Origin of the sequence: Sphingomonas sp. PP-CC-3A-396 (assembly GCF_004343105.1) — a bacterium.
Taxonomy (GTDB): Bacteria; Pseudomonadota; Alphaproteobacteria; order Sphingomonadales; family Sphingomonadaceae; genus Sphingomonas.
Genome location: NZ_SLYF01000005.1, coordinates 1 through 22,851 on the forward strand (window position 1 = coordinate 1; position 22,851 = coordinate 22,851).

Sequence of the window (22,851 nt, forward strand, 5' to 3'; positions counted from 1 at the left end):
GTTGACACCGTTGCCGTTCGTCTAGCGCTGCGGTGCCTTTGGTCGCACTGCCCCGAACGCTGGCCTCTCGTGATGTTCTGGGAAGGTGCCCAGCAAGATAACGAGATCGGCCGTAGCCAGAACGTTACCGCTTCGTTCAATGGGATCGTGCGCCAGCTGCGCCGTTCGGGTGCGTATTCAGAATTCAGCAGTTCGAAGTAGGGCCTCGGTCGCCGGTGATTGTGTCGACCGCTGCGGCGACCCTACGCCAATCTTCGACGGCAACACGGTCGCCTAGTGCGTCGCTTAACTGGTCGATGATATATTCCGCGGTCATCTCACCATGCTCGGCAAGTATGGCTCCGGCCTGCACCCAAACCTCGCGGTCCGTCATCATCGCCGACTTAGCCAATGATCACGACCTTCAACTCTTCGCTCGTTCCGTCTTTAAAGTGAACGAGCACCCGATCCGGCAAGACATCGACCCGCATCTTCAGGACGCGCCCGCGCTCGCTGCGGACCTGAACAATCACGTCGGGGCCGAGATCGTGCTCAAAAACGGCGATGTCCTTTGTGGCGTCCGCGGCGATCGCGTGGACGATTTTGCGAACCGTCATATGTCGAGGTTACGCCGCTCGATCTCGGCAAGGAGTGTTTCAGCGGCCAGCGCGCAGGGTTCACCTCCAGTTTCCTGATAAGCCGCGATCAAGTCCGCGTCTGTCACTTGGGCAACCAGCGTTCCAATCTCCCCCTGCATTTCAACTATCGCGGACGAGGCCATAGGATCGACACCCATAGAGCCGACCGACATGTCCAGCATCGGGGTTGGCATGAGCGCGATCGCGTCCTGCGCGTTCAGAAGCCGCTGCAATTCGGCAAGGAGGGGTGAAGGGTGGCAGGGCTCAGACATGTCGAGAGCCTATGCGCGGTCGACCGATTCGGGCAAACTGTTCCCATGATCGCCTTCCCAATCCGCTATTCAGCTACCGCCTTCTTCGTCGTCAGCTGCCTCGTCAGGGCAGCGCTGCAGAACTCGGTCGAGAGCCGATATCAAATTCTCGCGTACTGCATGCTTGCAGTGGTAATCGAGATCATCAGTTCCGTGTCGAGCAGGAGGTCGTCAGTGTTGCGGGGCGTCATTCATGCGGCGGCCGGCACTGCTGGCGTCCTCCTCATCAAATTTCTTATTGAGAGCTAGGCGGGCAACGTGGACGAACTCACCACCTCCATAGTCGGCATCGACTTTCCGAACGGGGACGCGAGCAAGAGCAACAGGCGGATGGAGTGCATGATGTGCGCCCCGGGTGACCTGGTGGAGTTGAGGCACGAGCCGAAGAACCCGTTCGACGAGAACGCGGTTGCCGTCTGGTCCGATCGAGGCACCCAGCTGGGCTACGTCAGCGCCGAGCGTGCGCCCCTGATCGGCAAGCGGATGAAGGAAGACGACGCGACCGCCGTCTTCCAGGCGATGCACGGGAACGGGGCCTATATCCGGATACGGTTCGGAGACGGGTTACCTACCCTGCCCCCGCCCGTCCCCGACGTCGAGAAACGCCCTCCTCCCCGCCAGATGCGGCCAGCGCGGCGACCAGTGTACGATCCTCAGGCCTTTTACCCAGACGAAGACGGTCCCGAGTTCGGCGCTTAACATTAGGTTGTCGGCCGGGCTTCACCTATGTCAGAAGAATGAAACCCAGCAAATTCGTTTCGCACTATGAGCGCATGTTGGGTCGCCCCCTGCAATCTGACGAACTCGCCGCGATCGCTTCGGCCCGCAAAAATAGCGACGGCAAACGGGATGCGGTCAAAGCAATGCGTGCTGCGCTGCTTGAGGTCGCGCCCGCCGCGCGCCGCGGTTACCGAGAACTCAACCTGACCTGACCCCCGGTGTACGATCCCCACGCGTTCTATCCGGACGAAGAAGGCCCCGAGTTCGGAGCCTGACAGATTGCGCGGTGTTGTTGCAACCGTGCCGATCCGCATGCGGAGAGCAGCTGGTCGGACAGAGTCGACGCCGCCTCAATATCTATCGTGGCAACGACTCCCGGTGCCTCGACGAGGACCATGCCTTCGCTTGCTGAGACATTGAACGCCTCACAACTTAACGGTGCTGTCATCGGGTTTCTCCAATGACAGGGTAACGGTCTTTCTTGCCCTTAGCCCCGAACAGGTTGACGTATGTTAACACGGTTTGTCGTGTTCTATCCTGATGAAGAAGGCCCCGAGTTCGGAGCATAGGAAGATCCGATCACCATCTCGTCGGTGAGATCGAAGTGAGCCGCGCATCCTTCGCGAAAGCCCGCCATCCACTCCGTAAAGGCTATCGACCCTTTAAAATAGCGGCAATCCCGCGACACCCCGCCTGCCCGACCAACGTCCTCCCCCTCGATGAAATATATCGATGCTCGCGACGGAGCGCTTGGATCATTGCGAGGGGGCATATCGCAGCATATCGTCGCCAGGGGCTGGATGCATAGGCCTATCGCCTGCCTCGATTGCTTACAATTCCGACCATATCGACCTTGGTTACCCGCGAATCCGGTCACCATCTCTGTCGCGTTAATCTCGACGCGCTAGATAGCCCGCATGCTGTTCCCGCCTGATTTCAATCTGATCGACCTCGAGACTGCGCGGCGACATCACATTATGCTGGCGACGTTGGCCGTAACCGTACCGGTGATGGAATTTCATATGAACCTCGCCCAGTTTTACAGAGAGCGAGCGATCGCACTTCTGCACGCTGCGGGGCGGCCAGCACATCACGGCGAACCTAGCTTGAAGCTCGTCGACGGCGGAAAGGAAGAAGCCGTCGACTCGATTTGCCGACCTCCCCGCGTTCTATCCTGATGAGGAAGGGCAGGAGTCCGAAGCCTAATCCTTCAACGCTAAGCCAAGAATATGATTTACCACCGGTTCGGGCAGTGGATTAGCTACGTCGAAACCGAACTCGCCGGAGTGCGCCCAAGCGACCCAGCCCGAATAACGGGCGAACGCTGGCACTTCTACCGCTAAGAATTGCCCCGTTTTAGCGGGATAGCCCGTCCGGACCCGGAAACCGTGGGTGGCGATGTCGATCAAAGTGGCGGAAAATGGCTCACCTCCTGGCGCCATCAAAAACGCGGGAAGATGGATCAGCGCTCGACTGGCGGTCCGCTCATCTTCTGGCAGCCAGCTTGGTTTGCGCGACGGATGGTCATGAAAGCTCATCGGCCTTCCGTCGCACGTGTGGCTGAAGAACGCGTTAACCGGCTTTGTTTAGGACGCTTTTGTAACAACCTTATCCGTCATCAACCTTCTATCCTGATGAGGAAGGGCCGAAGTTCGCGGCTTAGATAGTCCGCCCGCTAAGCATCACGCTTTCGAGTCTGCGTTGATTTCGCTTTCCTACTCGGGTGCAACCCAAGGCCCTCACGCGCTTCGAAAGCGGGCTTAAGTTCAAGCTCGGCCTTCAGGCGAGGAACCGCACTCTCTGCAGTAGCTGCCAATGTAGCAAATGCGTCTTGAGCAAAAGTCAGTGTTTCTATCGACACCATATCAGAATCTACCTTCGGCTCGGTCTCGATGCGGAAGGCGACGCGGTCGTCATCTGTAAGCCCTAAAAGAACGCCATGAGCGGCAACGTTGCGGCCGCGTATTATTGCACGAAAGGCATGGTTGTCGAAGCACATGTCGTGGGTAGCGACTTGATCCGGGCCATGGGCGAGCGCGAACTGACGAGCAGCTTTGACCTTCTTCGTTATCGATGATCGGCCAATTAGAACGAGCAACTGGCCCTCCGAGAAGCCCCCAAGCCTGCCAAGGTGCATAGTAACCACGTTTTCAATATCAGCGCATGCCCGTAGCAACCGTCCCATTGCCGTGAACATGGGTTCGGTGATTTGAAACGGCCGTAGTTTTGATCCTACGGTGCTATACTCCTGGTCAGGTCCAGCCATTACGCTAGGCTACACGCCCCTACGCCCCACGCAATACGACAAGCCGCGCGGCGCTCTTCGCCTAGCGACAACCTGCGATCTCCAATGCTCGGACGGACCCCGTAAACCGCCATTGCGAAGCAGCACGACTGACACCATCGGAAGGTCTGAAGGCCCTCATCCCTGCGCTCGGTCAACACCCGGTTACGCGTCCCCGGCATGCATTCGCCGGCGCAGGTATGGCAGGTGCCACCTCCCCGCGTCGTGACCATCTTGCCGGAAATGGCGACCTCCCCGTTGCCGAAGTCACCAGCGAACGGGTCGTCGGCAAGCGCTTCGGCTTCCCATCGGAATGGCTTCGTCATGTCCTCGCGCTCCTGAGGTTGGGATAGAGGGTGTCGATGATCACCATCGCGGCCCGTTCAATGTTACACCGCAAATTGCCGGTCTCTAGCGGGGGGACCAGTATTCACGCCAACGTAACAATTTTCCAGCAGGGGTATGATCCACACGAGTGAATTGCCAATGCCAGTTGCCTCAGTCAACCTATGTTATGACCGCTTTGCCGGTCATGAGCAGCGAACGCGCGATCTCGTCGCGAACTCGTTTAAAGGCTGCCTAATTACAGCGGATGGCAATACGTATGGAATTGCCATCAGAAATCTGTTGGCCAGTGGCTTCACGATCGAGTCCAAACAACGCCTCGAGTTAGGTACAACGATACGAGTGAAGTGCTCTGGCGTAATGTTCAAAGACGCGTACGTTAGACGGCGCAACGGTTTCGACTACGGGTGCGAGTTTAGTCGAACCGCCTGCTAGCTCGGAGTGTCAGGGTCTTGGACGGATAAAGCCGTAGCACGGTGCTCGGCTTGGGAAAGCGCTTCTAATAGCAGTGCAGCGATCGCCGTTTCACCCTCAGCGTTTGCGATATCCAGCGACCACGCAATAGCGGCGCGTAATAGGTCGCTTGGTTCAAATGATGACGGTGGCATGTCGGGGCTGCTACGAGGGCACGTAAAGCTTTACCATCTCCCGTTTGTACAAATTAGCCATTGGTTCACCTTGGGACAAGCTTGAATGGTGACTGGCCAAGGACTTGAATTATCAAACCAATTGACAGGTTTGATCAAGTCTATGGTTAATCACATTGTCGCTGCCGGCGGTCTCAACGTAGAGCGCGGGGACCATGCGACGCCCCCCAATGCATGTGGGGGGTCGGCGGGGTTTATCCCGACCCGGCGAACGTGCAACAGGGGCCTCAGTTCGATAGGCGCCGGGACGGCGCAAACGAGCGCTCACCAAGGCGCATAGGTTCTCGGTCATGCACCCACGAGATCACGAAAGAGGATAGGCTGCTCGGTGCCATCGCCGTAGACGCTGTCCAGCCATGCCGCCGCGCTGGGCTCGTCGCCCTGCCATTTGTCGGGATAGGTCTTCTCGGCGATCAGCCGGCGGATCAGCGCTTCCTCTTCGGCATTGATCAGGTCAATGCCACGCTCTGGCGTCCCGGCCGCCACGGCGCCGGCGCAGACCCGGCGCTGGATGTCGAGGATCTGCTCCAGCGCGATCGCGCGCGCTTCGAGCGTCAGCGGACCCATCCGCTGCGGGTTTTTCGCGATCGACCCGTCCTTCAGCCGCTCGACGCCGGACTTCCGGTGGCGCTGCGCGGGAACCCGCATCCACCGATAGATCGGACGGAGCTCGAGCAGCGGCGTCAGATGCGTCCAGCCGGGCGTCGCGACGATGACGGCGAGCGCGGTATCCTCCGCGGCGGGCGGGCAGCCGGTGCAGCCCGTGCGCGCATTGACCTCAACAGCGTCATCCCCGCCGTATGCGTCCGCTAGGATCGCCGTAGGCCAGCCGCCGAACTCCTCGCGCGGCGCGTAGACCTTGAGCCAATCCCAGACGATGCAGACTCCCCAGTGGAGGATCGGTGCAAGCGTCGCGATCCGCCCGCGGATACCCGGCGAGTTTGGAAGGACCTGCTGATACCAACCCTGCCCGCACTCGGCGCCATCCTTCGAGCACGACATGCGGATCCGGCCGTCACGCACTGCGCTCTCTCCCTCGCGCACGCCGGTGATCGTCAGTAGCGTACCCGGCAGCCGCTCCAGTACTTCCGCCATCGCCGCGGCCATCGGGTCGACCTTGATCTGGCGGGTGCACCAGCGAAGCGTGTTGTTGTTGGGTGGCGGGACGCCGCGACCGAGGATGTACGGCATGAACCGCTTCTCGATCGGCGCACGTACGACGATCACCTCGATCCAATTCCGCTCGGCCAGTTTCGCCATGATCATCTCGGCAGCGGCCTGGATCGGCGGAAGCTCCTGTCGCGTGTCGGCGTACAGCACGTAGAGCCGCTCGGGCTGGGGCAGTTCGCCGGCGTCGATCAGATAGATGATCAGCGTCAGCGTTGCCGTGCTGTCCTTGCCGCCGCTGTAGGCGACCGCGACATGCTCGTGCTGATGCCAGTACGCGCGGAGCGATGCGAGCGTCATCTCGACCGCATCTTCGTGAAGCATGCGCGCGCCGCGGGCGAACAGGTTGTCGATCGCCATCAGATCGAACCCCCGAGTCGCGCCGGAAAAATTAACTGGAATGAGGCTCTGACGGTTTTCCATTTCACACCCTTTGTCTAGGTGGAAACAGTGAAGGTTTTCCGGTATTCTCGCGTCAGAAGCGCAGACTTCTGCCCTGTCGGGTTAATTTACACTTAACCATATTTGCGCAAGGCTAAACCGCGGAAATCGGCCATTGGCACCGGTCTTGCTAGGTCGCGGCCATGTGGACTCGCTTTGCCCGCCTCTTCATCATCAAGACCAAGTTCGAGGCATTCCTCGTCATCTACGGCCTCGGGCTCGGCGCGGTCGAACGCGGCATCCATTATCTCCAGCAATATCCCGGCTATGGCGGCTGGATGCTGTTCGCCGCCTGCCCGATCGCAGTCTTCATGGCAGGCGGGCGGATCATCGACTCGCTCGAACACAGCCGAGAACGCTGACCGCGTCAGGATTTCTGCTGCGACAGATGCAGATAGCGGCTCGAGAAATCGGCGAGTTCGCGCAACGCATCCCAGCGCGGAAAGCTGATCCGCCGCCGGTTGCGCGAGATCAGACCGTCCGCTTCGAGCGACTTGATCGTCCGATTGACGTGCACCGCGGTCAGCCCGAGCGCATCGCCGAGCTGTTCCTGGCTCATCGGCAGCTCATAGCCGGTCTCGTCGACCAGCCCCTGCATATCGAGCCGGATCGCGAATTCGCACAGGAAATGCGCCAGCCGCGACCGCGCATCGCGCCGGCCGATATTGAGGATCCATTCGCGGAAGATCGATGCCTCGACCAGCGTGTTGACGAAGATTGCATTGCCGATCGACGCTCGCGTCCGGGCGAGATCGCGCAATGCGGTCCGCGAGATCGTCGCGACGTCCGCGCGGGTCAGCGTCTGCACATTGTGATCGGCGACGTCGAGAAACAGGTGCTGGAAGTCCAGCGCCTCCCCCGGCACGTGCAGTGACACGATCTGTCGCATCCCCGAGCCGGTCAGCTTCTGGCGGTATGCAAACCCGGACAGCAAGACGGCGCATTGCTCGGGCGCGTCGCCTTCGCGGACGAGGTAGGACGACGGTTCGTAGGTTCGCAGCGTATACGGTAACGCCAGCAATGCGCGACGATCAGCTTCGTGCAGAACCGCGTGTGTTTCGAGCTTTCGCACCATCAAAGCCAAGGGGGCCAAAGGGGAAATCACAGCACCATGATCCGTCAGAACATCGTTCAAATGCGTTCTCCCGCACAAATCGGGGCGGGAGCACATGCCTCTCTCGGCCGTCAGCGCCCAAGGATCGGCTGTCGGTAAAAGACGATAACATATTCGGATAAGGCTTATCGTAACATTTGGTCTTCACGCAAAATAAACCTGCGTTAAAATCGATAAGCTATGACCCCGGGTCTATCGAAGGCGATGCTGCCAGCATCTTCGACTATACTGGCCTGTCGGGACATTGCCTTTGCGCCGTAGCGTTTTATCCATACGGATATCGATCACGTGATGCGTTACGGTTTGACGGATGTCGCGCTGCTGATTTCATCCAATGCGCCTTGCAGACAATCAATACAATCGCTCAGCTTGGCACCGAATAGCGGATTGTCGCCCTCATCGGCGATCCGCAGCGCTTCCTCGATCAGGAAGACCATCGATTTTAAACGCGCGACTGCCTGCGCTTTGCTATGCATTCCGGCCTCCGTTCACGCATGATGGTCGTTGCGACCAGTTCGGTGCAGTTGGCGATGATTAACCATTCCCGGTGTCGGCAGGCAAGATGCCAATTGCGGTCGGTGCGCGCGGCGTCGTGCGTCGCCCAGGCGCGCTCAGACCGGGCGTTTCCAAGACTGGACAAGACCAGCGATCAGACCGTCGACCGAATCCACCTGTGCCGCAAGCCGCTGGTGCAACAATCCCGCGGCGTCGCGAAAGCGCCGCGCGAGCGCGTTGTCGGGGACGATACCGAGACCGACTTCATTCGAGACGAGAATGATACGCGCCTCCGCGCAGGCGAGCGTCGCTAGCAAAACATCGACTTCTTGGTCGATGTCGATATCGGCGAGCAATAGGTTGGAAAGCCATAAAGTAAGGCAATCGACGAGGATGACCGTGTTCGCGCCATCCACCTCGCGCAATGCGGCGGCAAGGTGGGTTGGGGCTTCGACGGTCTGCCACCGCGCATCGCGGTCGGTCCGATGCCGCGCTATCCGATCGCGCATCTCGTCGTCGAATGCCTGCGCGGTCGCGATATACACCAGCGGCCCCGCCGATGATGCCGCGGCGGCTTCGGCGACGGCCTGCGCATGACGGCTCTTGCCGGACCGCGCCCCGCCGAGCACGAACAGGCTCCTACCGAACGACGGGCTGGTTTGTAATGGCGGCATGGTCTCTCCTTGGCGCTTGCAGCGCGCGTCCGGAATGACGATGAGCGGCGCAAGATCAAGCGAAAGGATATCATGACGGGGTTGCGCGCGCATGGCGGGAGGGTCGATCTCGCCGCAACCCTGTACCCCGATGCCCCCACCCCGTGGATCGATCTGTCGACCGGGATCAACCCGTGCGCCTGGCGGTCCGATCCGTTGCCGCCCGTCGATCTCACGACACTACCATCGCCGGCATCGATCGCGGTGCTCGAAGAAGCGGCGGCTGCAATGTTCGGAACCGATTCCGCGTGTGTTCTCGCGTTGCCGGGCAGCGAGATCGGACTACGCTTGCTGGCCGGTCTCGATCTGCCACGGCCCGCCCGATTTGTAGCGCCGAGTTACGCAACCCATGCGGAAGTGTTCGGACACGCCAGCGCAGTTATGCGACCGACCATCGATAACATCGAAGACGGAACGCTGCTGCTCGCAAACCCGAACAATCCGGATGGACTACTCGCCAAACCAGAGCGCCTGCTCGCCGTGACGCGAAACGGCGCATGGCTGGTAGTCGACGAAGCGTTTGTCGACCTGGTCCCATCGTACAGCATCGTCCCGCATCTTCGGCCGTCCGACCGGGTCATCGTTTTTCGCTCGTTCGGCAAGACGTTCGGCCTGCCCGGAGTCCGGCTCGGTTTCATGATCGCCCCGCCGGCACAGGTTGCCGCGATGCGCCACCAGCTGGGAAGCTGGCCGGTTTCCGCCTGCGCAGTGGCTTATGGGACGGCCGCCTACCGTGATAGCGCCTGGATCGATGCGACCCGTCTCGCCTGCATCGCCCGGGCGGCACGACTGGACACGATGCTGGCGCGCCACGGGCTGCACGCGACCGGTGCCTGCCCCCTGTTCCGGCTCGTGGAAAGCAGCGCCGCAGCCGCGATATTCAACCGTCTGGCGCATGCCGGGATACTGACGCGCACGTTCGACCATGCGCCACACTGGCTGCGGATCGGCCTGCCACGCGACGACATCGCCTTCGACCGGCTGGACCGAGCGCTGGCGCATGGCTGAGCCGATAGCGGTCCTAGCGATAGCGATCGACGCTGCGATCGGCTGGCCGGCCGCACTCTATGCACGGATAGGGCATCCGGTAGGCGGGTTCGCGCGGTTGATCGGCGCCGCCGAGGCACGCTGGAACGATCCGCGAACATCGTTTGCGACCCGTCGGGCGGCGGGTGTCTTGACGATGATAGTCGTCGTCGGGGTCGCGGTCGTCATCGCGCTCGCGCTAGACGTCGTTCTGCGAATGCTGCTCGGGTCTTCCGCCTGGATCGCGATCGCCTTGTTAGCCGCGCCGGGACTCGCGATCCGTAGCCTGCACGATCATGTCGTTCCCGTGGCGCATGCGCTGAGAGCGAGCGACCTCCAGACTGCCCGTGACCGCGTTGGCATGATCGTCGGGCGGGATGTCGCGTCGCTCGATGAAGCCGGCGTCGCGCGGGCGGCGATCGAGAGCCTTGCCGAGAGCGTGTGCGATGGCGTCGTCGCGCCACTGTTCTGGTTGCTCGTGGCCGGGCTGCCGGGACTGTGGGCGTATAAGGCGATCAACACGGCCGACAGTTTGATCGGGCACCGTGAAGAGCGCTGGCGTGCGTTCGGCTGGGCTGCGGCACGGACCGATGATTTGGCCAATCTGATCCCGGCGAGGCTGAGCGGCGTGCTGCTGTGCGTCGCCGGGCTCGGCGGTTGGCAGACGATGTGGCGCGATGCCGGCAACCACGCCTCGCCGAACGCCGGCTGGCCAGAGGCGGCAATGGCGGGCGCGCTTGGCCTGCGTCTCGCCGGGCCGATCGCCTATGACGGGGTGAGCGTCGCCAAGCCCTATATCGGCGATGGCCGTGCGGACGCTACCGCCGCCGATCTACGCGCCGCGCTCGGCATCTATCGCCGAGCGTGTGTGCTCCTGTTTGTCATTGCCGGAGGGATCGCATGGGCGCTCTGATGCTCCAGGGAACCGGCTCCGACGTCGGCAAGTCGGTGCTCGTCGCCGGGCTATGCCGCGCGTTCGCCAATCGTGGGCTGTCGGTGCGCCCGTTCAAGCCGCAGAACATGTCGAACAACGCCGCCGTCACCGCCGATGGCGGCGAGATCGGTCGCGCGCAGGCGACACAGGCGATCGCCTGTCGCGTCGAACCCATCGTCGACATGAACCCGGTGCTGCTGAAGCCGCAGGGCGACCGCACCTCGCAACTGATCGTCCGCGGGCAGGTCCGCGGCACGCTTGCCGCCGCGCGCTGGCGTGAAGGGCGCGAAGGGCTGCTGGTCGATGTTCTCGGCAGCTTCGAGCGACTGTCGGCAGGCTGCGATCTCGTCGTCGTCGAAGGCGCGGGGAGCCCGGCGGAGATCAACCTGCGCGCCGGCGACATCGCCAACATGGGGTTCGCGCGCGCTGCCGGCGTTCCCGTGGTGCTGGTCGGCGATATCGACCGCGGCGGCGTGATCGCGGCGATCGTCGGCACGCGTGCGGTGATCGATCCGGCCGACGCGGCGATGATCCACGGCTTCCTGATCAACAAGTTCCGCGGAGACCCCGCGCTGTTTGACGACGGATATCGCGCGATCGAAGCGCGCAGCGGGTGGCGCGGGTATGGCGTCGTGCCGTGGCTGGCGGATGCGGTACGGCTGCCGAGCGAGGACGCCGTGATCCTCGAACGCCCCGCCGCTAGCGCACAGCGCCGCGTCACGATCGCCTGCCCGATCACGCCGCGGATCGCCAATTTCGACGACCTCGATCCGCTTCGGCTGGAGCCGGGTGTCGCATTGATGATGGTACCGCCGGGCTCGCCGATCCCCGACGTCGACATGATCGTACTCGCCGGATCAAAGGCGACGATCCCCGACCTCGCCTTCGTCCGTGCGCAGGGATGGGACATCGACATCCGCGCACATCATCGCCGCGGCAAGCCGGTGCTCGGGCTTTGCGGGGGCTACCAGATGCTCGGCCGCAGCATCGCCGATCCCGACGGGATCGAGGGGCGGGCGGGTCGTGTCGACGGGCTCGGGATGCTCGACATCGACACGGTCCTTACCGGCCGCAAGACGCTGGAGCGGGTGCGCGGCCGGGCACAGGGCGCGGCATTCGAGGGCTATGAGATGCACATGGGCGCGACCACCGGACCCGCCACCGCGCACCCGGTCGGCCACCGCGCCGATGGCAGCCCCGAAGGCGCGACGAGTGCGGACGGACTGATCTCGGGCAGCTACGTCCACGGCCTGCTCGCGCTGGCCGAGCAACGCGCGGCGTGGCTGGCTCGGCTCGGCGTCGCGGCGAGCGGACCCGATCATGGCGCGTCGATCGACGCCGCGCTCGATGCGATCGCCGCGACGCTTGAACGCCATGTCGATCTCGATGCGCTACTCGCGCTAAGCGAGCGCGCCGGCCACCGAGAGCGCAACTAGCAGCCCGGTCTCGACGATCTCGATCCCGGCGCCATGCGCATCGCCGGTCACGCCGCCCAGCGTCCGCCGCAACCATGCCGCGACGCCTAACGTGAGCAGCGGTAGGGCGACCAGTGCAGGCACCGCAACCGCCGCGAGCGCAAGCACAAGTCCCCACCCCAGCAGGTCACGCGTTCGGACCGCGCCGGCGACGGCCGCGCCCAGCCCGCCGGGCCGCAGCGGCGGCAACAGTCTCGCCCAGACGAGCGGTCCCATCCTTGCCGCGCACGGCACGAGGATCAGCGTCCAGCCCATCCCCGCCGCGTGGAGCAATACCAGCTTGGCCAGCACCTGACCGACGATCGCGACGACGCCGAAGCTCCCGATATACGGATCGGCCATCACCGTGAGCAGCCGCGTCCGATCGCCATGCGCCGCGCCCAACCCATCCGCGAGGTCGGCGAGCCCGTCGAGATGCAGCGCCCCCGTCACTGCGATCCAAGCCAGCAACGCAGCGCAGGCCCCCGTCCAAGGATCGACCAGCGTACCCAGCCAGCCGGCCGCCGCGACGATCAGGCCGATCGCGAGACCGACGACAGGGTAGCACCGGATCGCTGCCGCGAAATCCTCTGCCTCGACGTCGACGCGCGGCATCGGCAGGCGGGTGAGGAAGCCGAACGCGATGATCAACCGCTTCATGTCGCCAAGCCGACGATCTGCACGGTCCGCGTCGGGCCCGGCCATATCCGCAGCGACACCAGCGCGGCATAGGGGAGGTCGAACGCCCAGTTCTGCCTTCGATCGAACCCGCACAACTCCGCGAGCGCCGCCCGGATCGCGCCGCCGTGCGTCACGACGAGTGTCGAGACCTGCGGCATCGCGGCCAGTGCCTGCGCGACCCGGTCCTGCAACGCGGACCAGCGTTCGCCATCCGGCGGTGGTGACGCATCGGGATCGTCGTAGAATGCGGCCAATTCGGCGGGATCGATTGCCGCCGGGGCCAGCCCGTCCCATGCCCCGAAATCGAGTTCGCGCCAGCGTGGGTCGACCTCGACCGCAACGCCTCGCGGTTCACCGATCGCCGCCGCACAGGCGCGTGCGCGGATCAGATCGGAGGCCTTGATCCGTTCGATCGCAAGACTCTCGGCGCGTGCCATACAGGCGGCAATCCCTCCCTCGGTCACCGGGTCGTCGGTCCGTCCGAGCATTCGCCCCGCCACTTCAAGCGCCCCGTGCCGCATCAGGTGCAGCATGTACGCACTCACGCAGCCGAAACGCCCGCCTCGGCGAACGTCGCCATCTCTGCATGCGCGGCCAGAGCGGCCCGGACGAGCAACGTCGCCGTCGCAGCACCGCTCGCCTCGCCCAGCCGCATCCCGAGCGAGAGCAACGGCTCGAGCCCCATTCGCTCGAGCAAAAGATGATGCCCCGGCTCGGCCGAGACATGTCCGGCAAGGCAATGCGCGAGAATGTCGGGACACGCCGCAGCCAAGGGCGCGACCGCCGCACAGCAGATGAACCCGTCGAGCATCACCGGCACGCCCGCCAGTCGCGCGGCAACCACCGCGCCTGCGATCGCCGCCAACTCGCGCCCACCGAGCCGCCGCAAGATCTCGAACGGCGTGCTCAGCCCGTCCCGGTGCAGCGCGACCCCGGCTTCGACCACCGCGATCTTCCGCGCGATGCCCTCATCGTCGACCCCCGTGCCCGGCCCGACCCAGTCGCTCGCCGACCCGCCGAAGCTCGCCAGACACAGCGCCGCGGCGGTCGTCGAATTGCCGATCCCCATTTCGCCGAGTACAATCAGGTCCGGCGCATCTGTGACCGCCGCCGCGCCCGCGTTCAACGCGGCAAGGCATTCGTCCTCCGACATCGCCGGGGCTTGCGTGAAATCCGCCGTCGGTCGGTCGAGATCGAGCGATACGATCTTCAGCTCAAGGCCCGCCGCCCGCGACAGCGCGTTGATCGCCGCGCCGCCATGCTCGAAATTGGCGACCATCTGCGCGGTGACCGAGGCCGGAAACGCACTCACACCTCGCGCGACGACGCCGTGGTTGCCCGCGAATACCACCGCGCTCCCGCGATCGAGCCGGGGCAGCGGGTTACCCTGCCAGCCGGCCATGAACACCGCTATATCCTCCAGCCGCCCCAGCGAGCCCGGCGGCTTGGTCAGTTCGCCTTGTCGGACGATCGCCGCGGATCGCGCCGCCGCGTCCGCCTGCGGCAAGCCGCGCAAGGCCGCCAGAAACCCGGCAGGCGTCGCGAACGCGGTCATTCGACGACGAAGCCGGCGGGCGGCGTGCGGGTGATGAAATGCCCCTTCACGCCCTGCGGCCATTGCTTGAACGGCACCTGCCCGAACGCGCTCTCACCGTAGAGCCGCGCGTAATCGAGGATCGCGCGCGCGGCGTCTTCGGTCGGTTCGAACCGGCCGAGCACATAGCCGACCTTGGCGGGTGCGCGCAGGTGGATCGTGCAGAAATCCTGGCATGCGAACAGGCACGGCATCTCCTGCACCGCGACGTCGGCATAGGCCGGATCGCTCGCCTGCACCGCCTTCAACGCGCTGACCAGCCGCGCGCCGCCGCGAACGCCTTCGCCGTCGTCACGCGCATCGGCGGAATGGCGGCACGTGTTGCACGCGACCACCGCGACGCCGCCTTCGACCGGCTTCAACATGTCCGTTCCCGGACGATCACAGAACGATTTATACTAGGCATAGGAACCCCTTCGGACAGTCGATCCCGCACCGCGCGAAGGGCGAAAGGCGCACGCCTCCAGCCTCCGCGCGACGCGAAGCGATGTCGTCGCTCGGGGTGTTACCCGTCCGTTCGGCGCACCCTGGCCGGACGAAAGACGACCGCGACGGGCAGGTCTCCTGGCTCGCGGGTCAACGCCGTCCGCGCCGCCTTCTCGGGAGTATCCCAATGGCATGAGGCACGATGGCTCGCCGCGTACAGTTGCAGGGGCAGCCGGGTGTTTCCCGTTCCCGTTTTCATTTCCCTACGCGTTGCCGCCTCGGGAAAACCTGTCGCGGGTTGAGCGATACGCGTACGATCGACCGTAGACAAGCCGCCTCTAATCCTCCCCTGACGGGGGAGGTGGCAGCCCGTTTGGGCTGACGGAGGGGTGACCCGCCGTCGTGATCGCAATACCCCTTCGTCTGGCAAGCGCCAGCCACCTCCCCCCGCAAGGGGAGGATCAAGAAGTCAGAACTCCACGCCAGCCTGCGCCTTCACCCCCGACCGGAACGGATGCTTCACCTGCGTCATCTCGGTCACAAGATCCGCCATCTCGATCAGCGCATCCGGCGCATTCCGCCCGGTGATCACGACATGCGTCATCTCCGGCTTTGCCGCCAACACAGCGAGCACCTCGTCGACCGGCAGATACTCATAGCGCAACACGATGTTCAGCTCGTCCGTCACCACCATCGCATAGGACGGGTCCGCGATCATTCGCTTGACCTCGTCCCACGCCTCGCGCGCCACTGCGATATCCCGCGCGCGATCCTGCGTATCCCAGGTGAAGCCCTCGCCCATCGGCTTGAACTCGCACAGGTCCGGGAACGCGTCGAAGATCGCCTTCTCGCCGGTCGCCATCGCGCCCTTGACGAACTGCACCAAGCCGACCTTGCGCCCATGCCCGATCATCCGCACCGCCATGCCGAACGCCGCGGTCGACTTGCCCTTGCCCTTGCCGGTGTGGACGATGATCAGGCCCTTCTCGATCGTCTTGCTCGCGACGATCTTATCATGGACCTCCTTGCGCTTGGCGCTCTTGGCATTCTGCTCGTCGTCGGTCCGCATGATCATGTCCTCTCGCGCTCGCGCCCTGTACTGCCGATGGCGGATCGCGCCGCGCGGCGCTAGAGCGACCGACATGCTCCGCATCACCGACCTCAAGCTCCCGCTCAACCACGCCGACGAAGCGCTCCCCGCCGCGATCCGCGATCGCCTGCGCGTCACCCCGCGCGACCTGATCCGCTACACCATCGCCAGACGCGCGCACGATGCCCGCGACAAGATGGACATCCAGCTCGTCTATTCGGTCGACGTCACGCTGAAGAACGAGGACACCGTCCTCACGCGCTTCCGCAAGGATCGCCACGTCCAGCGCACCCCGGACACCGGCTACCGCTTCGTCACCAAGGGCGGCGCGAGCTACACCGGCCCCCGCCCGGTGGTGGTCGGCGCCGGCCCGTGCGGGCTGTTCGCCGGCCTGATCCTCGCGCAGATGGGGTTCCGCCCGATCATCCTCGACCGCGGCAAGGTCGTCCGCGAACGCACCAAGGATACCTGGGGTCTCTGGCGCAAAAGCGTCCTCAACCCCGAATCCAACGTCCAGTTCGGCGAGGGCGGTGCCGGCACCTTCTCCGACGGCAAGCTCTGGAGCCAGATCAAGGACCCGCGCCACTTGGGCCGCAAAGTCCTGACCGAATTCGTGAAAGCCGGCGCCCCACCCGAAATTCTCACCGAAGCACACCCGCATATCGGCACATTTCGGCTCGTCACGATGGTCGAGAGCATGCGCGAGACGATCGAGGCGCTTGGCGGCGAATACCGGTTCTCGACGCGCGTCGACGGTCTCGACATCGTCGAGGAGGCAGGTACCCGCCAACTCCGCGGTCTCCATCTCAGCACCGGGGACTATCTCGAAGCCAACCACGTCGTCTTCGCGGTCGGCCACAGCGCGCGGGACACGTTCGAGATGCTCCATGCCAAGGGCGTTTACGTCGAGGCGAAACCCTTCTCGATCGGAGTCCGCATCGAACATCCGCAATCCTGGATCGACGAAGCACGGTTCGGGCCGTGTGCAGGCCACCCCGATCTCGGCGCGGCGGCGTACAGCCTGTCGCACCACTGCAAGAACGGCCGCACCGTGTACAGCTTCTGCATGTGCCCAGGCGGCACCGTCGTCGCCGCGACGTCCGAAGAGGGCCGCGTCGCCACCAACGGCATGAGCCAATATTCGCGCAACGAACGCAACGCGAACTCGGGGATCGTCATCGGCATCGACCCCGAGCGCGATTATCCCGGCCACCCGCTGGCGGGGATCGAACTGCAACGCCACTGGGAATCGCGCGCCTATGTCGCCGGCGGCTCGAACTACAAGGCGCCTGCGCAACGCATTGGCGACCTGCTCGCAGGGCGTGCGTCGACCGCGCTGGGCTCGGTGATCCCGTCGTACAAACCGGGCGTGCATATGACTGACCTGTCGGAATGCCTGCCGGAGTTCGCGATCACCGCGTTGCGCGAGGCATTGCCGGCGTTTGGGCGCGAGATTCCTGGCTATGATCATCCCGATGCGGTGTTGACGGGGGTGGAGACGCGGACCTCGTCGCCGGTTCGGATTACGCGCGGTGATAATTTCGTGAGCCTCAACACCGCGGGATTGTTTCCGGCAGGCGAAGGCGCCGGCTATGCAGGGGGCATCCTTTCCGCCGCAGTCGACGGGATCAAAGTCGCGGAAGCGGTAGCGCTCAGCCTGACTGCGGGACCCTCCGTCCTGTAAGTAAAGCTTGTTTCCCCGCGAAGGCGGGGATCCAGTCTGGGCTCCCGCCTTCGCGGGAGAACAAGGAAGGACGTGGTACCGTACGACCATCGTCGGCACGTGTTCGAAGGGGATAGGCGCCGAAACTAGTCTGGGGCGACGGATACTTCACTTCTTCCGACCAAGCCCCGTCTCGATCAGCCAAGCCCGCGGCAATCCCGTCGGCTTCGCCACCCCGTCGAGCCGGCGCGCGCTTACCAGCGCGACGCGCTTCAGGATCATCTGGTCCTTGAACGCATCCATGCCGCCGCCGGTCGGCTTGGCGAGGATCCGCTTCACCACGTCCATCCCCGCGACGACGTGCCCGAATGCCGCATAGCCGGGATAGCCCGCGCGCGCGTCCATCGCCGGCGCCGGGCCGACGGTGATGAAGAAATTGCCGCCCGCCGATGCCGGGTTCATCCCCCGCGCCATCGAGATCGTCGCGTCGAGATGCTTGATCCCGGTCATCGCCGTGGTCTCAAGGGGGAATGGCGGCAGGATCCGCCGCGCGTCGGTGCGGATGCCCGCCTGGATGAAGCCGAGCTTCGGCGCGGATTTCTGGCGGCTCGCGCGGTAGAAGTCGGTCCCGTCGAACCGCCCGTCATCGACATAGGCCAGGAAATTTGCGGTCGTCTTCGGCGCGTGACGGGTGTCGAGCGCCAGCAGTATCGGGCCCTCGGAGGTCACCAGACGAACGCGGACGATGCCCGGTTTCGGCCCTGCGCGGTTCGGCTTTTGCGCAGATCCCGCCGTAGCGAGCGCCGCAACGGCCATTAGCCCCATCATCACACGCCGCATGTTCGACTACTCACGCCTTTACCGATGAAGGTCGGCTAGCGGTCAGGGTCGGGCGAAGCAAGCGAGGGTGATCAACGGTGTGGTTGCATCGACGGTCGTTGCCGCGCTGACCAACACCACCCCGGCGCAGGCCGGGGCCCAATTGGGGGACGGCAATAACAAAGGATCGCCCGCTATTACTGCGGCTTTGCCGATTGGGCCCCGGCCTCCGCCGGGGTGGTGCTACACGTGGTTGAACCGACGCAAACGAAGCCTACCCCTCTTCAAACATACCGCGGGATAGGCCCCCATTGCGGCGTTTGGTCGGGCAGGTCGACCATCGACTCGTCCACGAAACACCAACCCCAGCCCTCTGGTGGGTCATAGCCCTCGATGATCGGATGCCGCGTCGCATGAAAGTGCGCGGTCGCGTGGCGGTGTGGCGAGTCGTCGCAGCAGCCGACATGCCCGCATGCCCGACACAGCCGCAGATGGACCCATTCACTGCCGATCCGAAGGCAATCCTCGCACCCCTTGGCGCTCGGCGTGATCGACCGGATCGTCTCCATATGCGTGCAGCCGTAACTCATGACGCCTCCCGTTCGGCCATGTCGGCCAGCGCGACATGAACCTGCGCGACCACCGCCGCCCCCTCGCCGACCGCCGCCGCGACGCGCTTGGTCGAGCCAGCGCGCACGTCGCCGATCGCGAACACGCGCTCGCGGCTCGTCTGTAACGCGAGGGCAGCCTTGCCAGTGACGATGAACCCTTTGTCGTCGGTATCGACGCATCCTTGCAGCCATCCGGCGTTAGGATCGGCGCCGATGAACAGGAACAGGTGACGCATCGCGCACTGTTTGGTTGAGCCGTCTGTTTGGCGGAACATTGCCCCCGTGAGCCCGGTCGCGCGGTCGCCTTCGAGACCGATAATCTCGGTGCCGACATGCAGGGTGACGTTGGGCAGCGCCGCGATCCGGTCGATCAGGTATTTCGACATCGTCGCCGCCAGCGGCCGTCGCGCGATCAGGTGAAGGTGTTTCACGCGAGGCGCGAGAAATACCACCGCCTGCCCGGCCGAGTTGCCGCCGCCGACCAGCGCGACATCCTCGCCTTCGCACAATCGTGCTTCGATCGGCGACGCCCAATAGGAGACGCCCGCGCCCTCGAACATCGCCAGACCGGGAATGTCGGGCCGGCGATAGCGGGCGCCCGAGGCCACGATCACCGTCCGCGACCGGACCCGCGTGTCATCCGGCAGCGCGAGCACCAGCGGATCGTCCGCCGGCCGCGCGTCATCGCAGTCGAGCCGCGCGACCTCGAGCGGCACCGCGATCTCCGCGCCGAACCTCAGCGCCTGGTTGAACGCGCGGCCCGCCAGCGCCTGCCCTGAAATGCCGGTCGGAAACCCCAGGTAATTCTCGATCCGCGCGGACGCGCCCGCCTGCCCGCCGATCGCGCGCTCGTCGAGCACGACCACCGACAGTCCCTCAGACGCGGCATACACCGCCGCCGCCAACCCCGCCGGCCCCGCGCCGACGATCGCAACGTCGTACACCACGTCCGGATCGAGATCGGGCGTGATCCCCAGGCACGCGGCAACCTCGACATCCGACGGTCGCTTGAGGACTTTCCCGTTCGGACAGACCACCAGCGGCAGATCGGCGCGTAACACGCCGATCCGCTCGACCAGCGCACGCCCTTCCTCGTCCGACGCCGCATCGAGCACGATGTTGGGATAGCCCGACCGGGTGAGGAAACCCTGCAACCGAACGATATCGGGGCTGCCCGGCACGCCGACGATCACCGTCCCGCCACTGCCCTGTTCGATCAGCCCGACGCGGCGCAGGATCAGCGCGCGCATCACGACTTCGCCGACGTCCGCCGAGCCGACCATCAGCGCGCGCAGATGCGCCGGATCGAACGGCAGCGCGGTGCAGCCATCGGCGCCGGCGCGGCCCCCCGCGATCGAGGGGCGTCCGGCGAGCTGGTTTACCTCGCCGGTGATCTGTCCGACTCCGTGCGAGGTGATCGGCGCCTCGTGGCTCAGCCCGTCGCGGCGGATGACCTTGATCGATCCCGCCAGCACTAGCCATGCAGGCGCGCCCTGTTCGCCGATCGCATAGACCTGCTCGCCCGCTGCGAATTTTCGCGCGGGGCCGCTCGCGAACCGCTTGGCCGTCTCGATCTGGTCGGCGTCGAGCACCGGAAACATCTGGTGCTCGCGCGAGGCGACGCTGCCGGTCGTGGTCATCGAGGCTCCACCGGTTCGAGACCGAGCAGCAGTGTCGGGATCAACTCAGATACGGTCGGATGGATCGGCACCGCCCAGCGCAACGCCGACACCGGCTGATCTGCGTTCATCACGTCGAGGATACCGTGGATCGCCTCATCGCCGCCCGTTCCGAGTATCGCCGCACCCAGAATCCGCTGCGTCTCCGCATCGGCGACGATCTTCATGAAACCCTTGGTCTCACCCTTCTCGATCGCCCGCCCGACTCGCGACATCGGCCGCTTCGAGACGAGGATCGTCCGCCCGGTCTGCTCGGCGTCCGCCTGCGTCATCCCGACCCGTCCGAGCGGTGGATCGGTGTACAGCGCATAGCCGACCAACCGCTGGCTCAGGCTGCGCTCGTCGCCATCGAGCAGGTTGGCCGCGACAATCTCGAAGTCGTTATAGGCGGTGTGCGTAAACGCGCCGCGCCCGTTGCAATCGCCGAGTGCCCAGACCCCCGGCACGTTGGTCTGGAGCAGATCGTCGACGATCACATAGCCCTTCGCATCGGTCATGACCCCGGCAAGCTCGAGCCCGAGATCATCGGTGTTCGGCCGCCGCCCGACCGCAAGCAGCACATGGCTGCCGATCACCACCGGGTCGCCCGCTGTGCAATCGACCGATACCGCGACGCCGGCCTCATGCGCGGCGAAGGCGATGCAGGTCGCGCCGGTCCGTACGACGATGCCTTCATCCTCAAGGATCGCACGGACCGCCTCGGACACGTCGGCATCCTCATGCGCGATCAACCGCTCGCCCCGCTCGACCACGGTCACCGCAGCACCGAACCGTCGATACATCTGCGCGAACTCAAGCCCGACATAGCTTCCGCCGACGATGACCAGATGCTTGGGTACGGCCTCGAGCGCGACCATGTCGGTGTTGTCCAGATGGGGGACGTCGCTTACGCCCGGCATATCAGGCACGCTCGCGCGTCCGCCGACGTTGAGAAAAATCCGCGGTGCGGTCAGTTCCTCCCCGTCGACCACGATCGTACCGGGGCCGGTAAAGCGCGCATGACCACGCAATAAGGTCAGCCCGGCCATGCCTTCCAGCCAGGCTTCGTTACGCGCACGTGCATTCATCACGATGGTGCGCGCGCGCGCCGCTATCGCCCGCATATCGATGCCGACTTCGCCGGTCCGCACGCCGAACTCCGCAGCCCGCCGAGCCAGATGGGCGGCATAGGCGCTTGCAACCAGCGCCTTGGTCGGCATGCACCCGGTATTGACGCAGGTACCTCCGACCAACTTGCGCTCGATCAGTGCCACCGTCATCCCGGCCTCGGTCAAACGCCCCGCGAGCGGCGGCCCCGCCTGACCGGCGCCCACGATGATCGCGTCGAACCGCCGCATCACGACAGCGCGACGACCAGCACAGCCAGGCCGATCGCCAGCGCATCCTCAACCAACGCGGCGGGACGATCGCTGCCGAATGATGCCGCCAGCCGCGCGCGCAATCTCGCACCGCCCAGCGTCCCGAGGACGGCGCCGATCACGCCGAGCACCAGTCCAAAAAGCGGCGCCCCCAAGGCATAACCGATCGCCGCGCCCGAAATTCCGCCCGTGACGATCCGTACGCCGAACTGCGCCGGTACCGTCCGGCTTGGCGTCGAGGGCAGTTGGTCGGTGACGAGTTCGGCGGCTGCGAAAAACGATATTACCCAGGGCGTGAAACGCCATCCGAGAAAGGCCAGCCATGTCCCCTGCAGAGGCACCAACCCGGTTGAGGCTGCCCAGGCGATCGCGGCCGGCGCCATCATCGCGCGCAACCCGGCGACGATACCAATAACGAGAGCGAGAACTAGCATCGCCGCCTCCTGCAGAATTCCTTGAACAGACGCTTTCACGCCCGCTTCGAGCGGTCAATCGTCGATCGGTTTCAGCCCGCAATCCGATCGGGTATAGATGAGGCAGAGTTTAAGCAGGGGTCAGAGCGACAGAGGCAGGACCGGTCCGGAAACCCTTGCCGTATCAACACAATCCCAAAGCTCCGTACGTCAGACCATCAGCAGCGACACCGATCGACTATCGCCAGT

At 64.5% G+C, this 22,851-nt stretch carries 28 protein-coding genes and 1 riboswitch; of the genes, 10 read left to right on the forward strand and 18 right to left on the reverse strand.

All coding sequences use genetic code 11. The annotated features are described in order from the left end of the window. The coding region (locus tag C8J40_RS20570; protein ID WP_132897019.1) for a hypothetical protein at positions 1 to 201 on the forward strand (201 nt) is incomplete at its 5' end. A gap of 182 nt (positions 202 to 383) precedes the next feature. On the opposite strand, the gene C8J40_RS10630 is transcribed toward C8J40_RS20570, so the two are convergent. Together C8J40_RS10630 and C8J40_RS10635 are read right to left on the reverse strand one after the other, a co-directional pair. Beyond that, entirely contained in the window at positions 384 to 596 is a 213-nt protein-coding gene (locus C8J40_RS10630) for a hypothetical protein (RefSeq protein ID WP_132897020.1), read from the reverse strand. Continuing rightward, entirely contained in the window at positions 593 to 889 is a 297-nt protein-coding gene (locus C8J40_RS10635; protein WP_132897021.1) for a hypothetical protein, read from the reverse strand. Before C8J40_RS10635 ends, C8J40_RS10630 begins: the two co-directional genes overlap by 4 nt. 45 nt (positions 890 to 934) lie before the next feature. Here C8J40_RS10635 and C8J40_RS20275 point away from each other — a divergent pair, with 45 nt between their 5' ends. The 4 genes from C8J40_RS20275 (at position 935) to C8J40_RS10650 (ending at position 2,826) form a co-directional block, all read left to right on the forward strand. After that, positions 935 to 1,177, forward strand: a complete 243-nt coding sequence (locus C8J40_RS20275; protein ID WP_165911416.1) for a hypothetical protein — start codon at positions 935 to 937, stop codon at positions 1,175 to 1,177. A 9-nt stretch (positions 1,178 to 1,186) separates the two neighbouring features. Beyond that, entirely contained in the window at positions 1,187 to 1,627 is a 441-nt protein-coding gene (locus C8J40_RS10640; RefSeq protein ID WP_243693326.1) for an HIRAN domain-containing protein, read from the forward strand. A gap of 38 nt (positions 1,628 to 1,665) precedes the next feature. Next, a complete protein-coding gene (locus tag C8J40_RS10645) occupies positions 1,666 to 1,860 on the forward strand; it encodes a hypothetical protein (RefSeq protein WP_132897022.1) in 195 nt (64 codons plus the stop codon). Between the two features lie 705 nt (positions 1,861 to 2,565). After that, positions 2,566 to 2,826, forward strand: a complete 261-nt coding sequence (locus tag C8J40_RS10650) for a hypothetical protein (RefSeq protein WP_132897023.1) — start codon at positions 2,566 to 2,568, stop codon at positions 2,824 to 2,826. A gap of 24 nt (positions 2,827 to 2,850) precedes the next feature. Here C8J40_RS10650 and C8J40_RS10655 read toward each other — a convergent pair whose 3' ends face one another. The 3 genes from C8J40_RS10655 to C8J40_RS10665 all read right to left on the reverse strand — a co-directional run bounded on the left by C8J40_RS10655 (position 2,851) and on the right by C8J40_RS10665 (position 6,514). Further along, entirely contained in the window at positions 2,851 to 3,186 is a 336-nt protein-coding gene (locus C8J40_RS10655) for a PilZ domain-containing protein (RefSeq protein WP_132897024.1), read from the reverse strand. Positions 3,187 to 3,323: 137 nt separating this feature from the next. Beyond that, positions 3,324 to 3,914, reverse strand: a complete 591-nt coding sequence (locus C8J40_RS10660; protein WP_132897025.1) for a hypothetical protein — start codon at positions 3,912 to 3,914, stop codon at positions 3,324 to 3,326. A 1,298-nt stretch (positions 3,915 to 5,212) separates the two neighbouring features. Beyond that, on the reverse strand, positions 5,213 to 6,514 hold the full coding sequence (locus C8J40_RS10665) for a phosphoadenosine phosphosulfate reductase family protein (protein ID WP_243693327.1): 1,302 nt from the start codon (positions 6,512 to 6,514) through the stop codon (positions 5,213 to 5,215). 161 nt (positions 6,515 to 6,675) lie between these two features. Between C8J40_RS10665 and C8J40_RS10670 the strand changes: the two genes are divergently transcribed. Further along, complete coding sequence (locus C8J40_RS10670; RefSeq protein WP_132897026.1) at positions 6,676 to 6,894, forward strand: hypothetical protein; 219 nt, start codon at positions 6,676 to 6,678, stop codon at positions 6,892 to 6,894. 5 nt (positions 6,895 to 6,899) lie between these two features. On the opposite strand, the gene C8J40_RS10675 is transcribed toward C8J40_RS10670, so the two are convergent. The 3 genes from C8J40_RS10675 to cobU form a co-directional block, all read right to left on the reverse strand. Then, positions 6,900 to 7,553, reverse strand: a complete 654-nt coding sequence (locus C8J40_RS10675) for a Crp/Fnr family transcriptional regulator (protein ID WP_243693328.1) — start codon at positions 7,551 to 7,553, stop codon at positions 6,900 to 6,902. Between the two features lie 389 nt (positions 7,554 to 7,942). Then, the gene (locus C8J40_RS10680; RefSeq protein ID WP_132897027.1) at positions 7,943 to 8,122 is read right to left on the reverse strand and encodes a hypothetical protein; all 180 of its coding nucleotides are present in this window, start codon (positions 8,120 to 8,122) and stop codon (positions 7,943 to 7,945) included. Between the two features lie 135 nt (positions 8,123 to 8,257). Next, on the reverse strand, positions 8,258 to 8,815 hold the full coding sequence (gene cobU, locus C8J40_RS10685; protein WP_132897028.1) for a bifunctional adenosylcobinamide kinase/adenosylcobinamide-phosphate guanylyltransferase: 558 nt from the start codon (positions 8,813 to 8,815) through the stop codon (positions 8,258 to 8,260). A 72-nt stretch (positions 8,816 to 8,887) separates the two neighbouring features. Here cobU and C8J40_RS10690 point away from each other — a divergent pair, with 72 nt between their 5' ends. Genes C8J40_RS10690 through C8J40_RS10700 form a run of 3 tightly spaced genes read left to right on the forward strand, consistent with a single transcriptional unit; the run spans position 8,888 to position 12,250 of the window. Then, positions 8,888 to 9,862, forward strand: coding sequence for a threonine-phosphate decarboxylase (locus C8J40_RS10690; RefSeq protein WP_132897029.1), 975 nt, complete (start codon positions 8,888 to 8,890; stop codon positions 9,860 to 9,862). Further along, entirely contained in the window at positions 9,855 to 10,793 is a 939-nt protein-coding gene (cbiB, locus tag C8J40_RS10695) for an adenosylcobinamide-phosphate synthase CbiB (RefSeq protein WP_132897030.1), read from the forward strand. The genes C8J40_RS10690 and cbiB overlap by 8 nt, the downstream gene beginning before the upstream one ends. Further along, positions 10,781 to 12,250 carry a cobyric acid synthase gene (locus C8J40_RS10700; RefSeq protein ID WP_132897031.1) on the forward strand — a complete coding sequence of 490 codons (1,470 nt, stop codon included), beginning with the start codon at positions 10,781 to 10,783 and terminating at the stop codon, positions 12,248 to 12,250. The genes cbiB and C8J40_RS10700 overlap by 13 nt, the downstream gene beginning before the upstream one ends. On the opposite strand, the gene cobS is transcribed toward C8J40_RS10700, so the two are convergent. From cobS to cobO, 5 genes are all read right to left on the reverse strand, one after another. Further along, positions 12,215 to 12,928 (reverse strand): adenosylcobinamide-GDP ribazoletransferase, encoded by a 714-nt coding sequence (cobS, locus tag C8J40_RS10705; RefSeq protein ID WP_132897032.1) that lies wholly within the window; start codon positions 12,926 to 12,928, stop codon positions 12,215 to 12,217. The two genes, C8J40_RS10700 and cobS, sit on opposite strands and share 36 nt — an antisense overlap. After that, complete coding sequence (locus C8J40_RS10710) at positions 12,925 to 13,494, reverse strand: histidine phosphatase family protein (RefSeq protein ID WP_165911418.1); 570 nt, start codon at positions 13,492 to 13,494, stop codon at positions 12,925 to 12,927. The genes cobS and C8J40_RS10710 overlap by 4 nt, the downstream gene beginning before the upstream one ends. Further along, entirely contained in the window at positions 13,491 to 14,504 is a 1,014-nt protein-coding gene (gene cobT, locus C8J40_RS10715; protein WP_132897034.1) for a nicotinate-nucleotide--dimethylbenzimidazole phosphoribosyltransferase, read from the reverse strand. The genes C8J40_RS10710 and cobT overlap by 4 nt, the downstream gene beginning before the upstream one ends. Continuing rightward, positions 14,501 to 14,908 (reverse strand): DUF1636 domain-containing protein, encoded by a 408-nt coding sequence (locus tag C8J40_RS10720; RefSeq protein WP_132897035.1) that lies wholly within the window; start codon positions 14,906 to 14,908, stop codon positions 14,501 to 14,503. Before C8J40_RS10720 ends, cobT begins: the two co-directional genes overlap by 4 nt. Before the next feature lie 171 nt (positions 14,909 to 15,079). Further along, positions 15,080 to 15,276: riboswitch (cobalamin riboswitch) on the reverse strand. Between the two features lie 162 nt (positions 15,277 to 15,438). Then, positions 15,439 to 16,044, reverse strand: a complete 606-nt coding sequence (gene cobO / locus C8J40_RS10725) for a cob(I)yrinic acid a,c-diamide adenosyltransferase (RefSeq protein WP_132897036.1) — start codon at positions 16,042 to 16,044, stop codon at positions 15,439 to 15,441. Between the two features lie 67 nt (positions 16,045 to 16,111). On the opposite strand from cobO, the gene C8J40_RS10730 reads away from it, so the two are divergent. Beyond that, positions 16,112 to 17,743, forward strand: a complete 1,632-nt coding sequence (locus C8J40_RS10730) for an NAD(P)/FAD-dependent oxidoreductase (protein ID WP_132897037.1) — start codon at positions 16,112 to 16,114, stop codon at positions 17,741 to 17,743. A 147-nt stretch (positions 17,744 to 17,890) separates the two neighbouring features. Here C8J40_RS10730 and C8J40_RS10735 read toward each other — a convergent pair whose 3' ends face one another. From C8J40_RS10735 to C8J40_RS10755, 5 genes are all read right to left on the reverse strand, one after another. Continuing rightward, entirely contained in the window at positions 17,891 to 18,562 is a 672-nt protein-coding gene (locus tag C8J40_RS10735; RefSeq protein WP_243693329.1) for a peptidylprolyl isomerase, read from the reverse strand. A gap of 263 nt (positions 18,563 to 18,825) precedes the next feature. Next, entirely contained in the window at positions 18,826 to 19,131 is a 306-nt protein-coding gene (locus tag C8J40_RS10740; RefSeq protein ID WP_132897038.1) for a UBP-type zinc finger domain-containing protein, read from the reverse strand. Further along, positions 19,128 to 20,792 (reverse strand): FAD-dependent oxidoreductase, encoded by a 1,665-nt coding sequence (locus C8J40_RS10745; RefSeq protein ID WP_132897039.1) that lies wholly within the window; start codon positions 20,790 to 20,792, stop codon positions 19,128 to 19,130. Before C8J40_RS10745 ends, C8J40_RS10740 begins: the two co-directional genes overlap by 4 nt. Then, entirely contained in the window at positions 20,789 to 22,171 is a 1,383-nt protein-coding gene (locus tag C8J40_RS10750; RefSeq protein WP_207901198.1) for an FAD-containing oxidoreductase, read from the reverse strand. Before C8J40_RS10750 ends, C8J40_RS10745 begins: the two co-directional genes overlap by 4 nt. Next, entirely contained in the window at positions 22,168 to 22,623 is a 456-nt protein-coding gene (locus C8J40_RS10755; protein WP_132897041.1) for a DUF4126 domain-containing protein, read from the reverse strand. The genes C8J40_RS10750 and C8J40_RS10755 overlap by 4 nt, the downstream gene beginning before the upstream one ends. Positions 22,624 to 22,851: the final 228 nt, after the last annotated feature.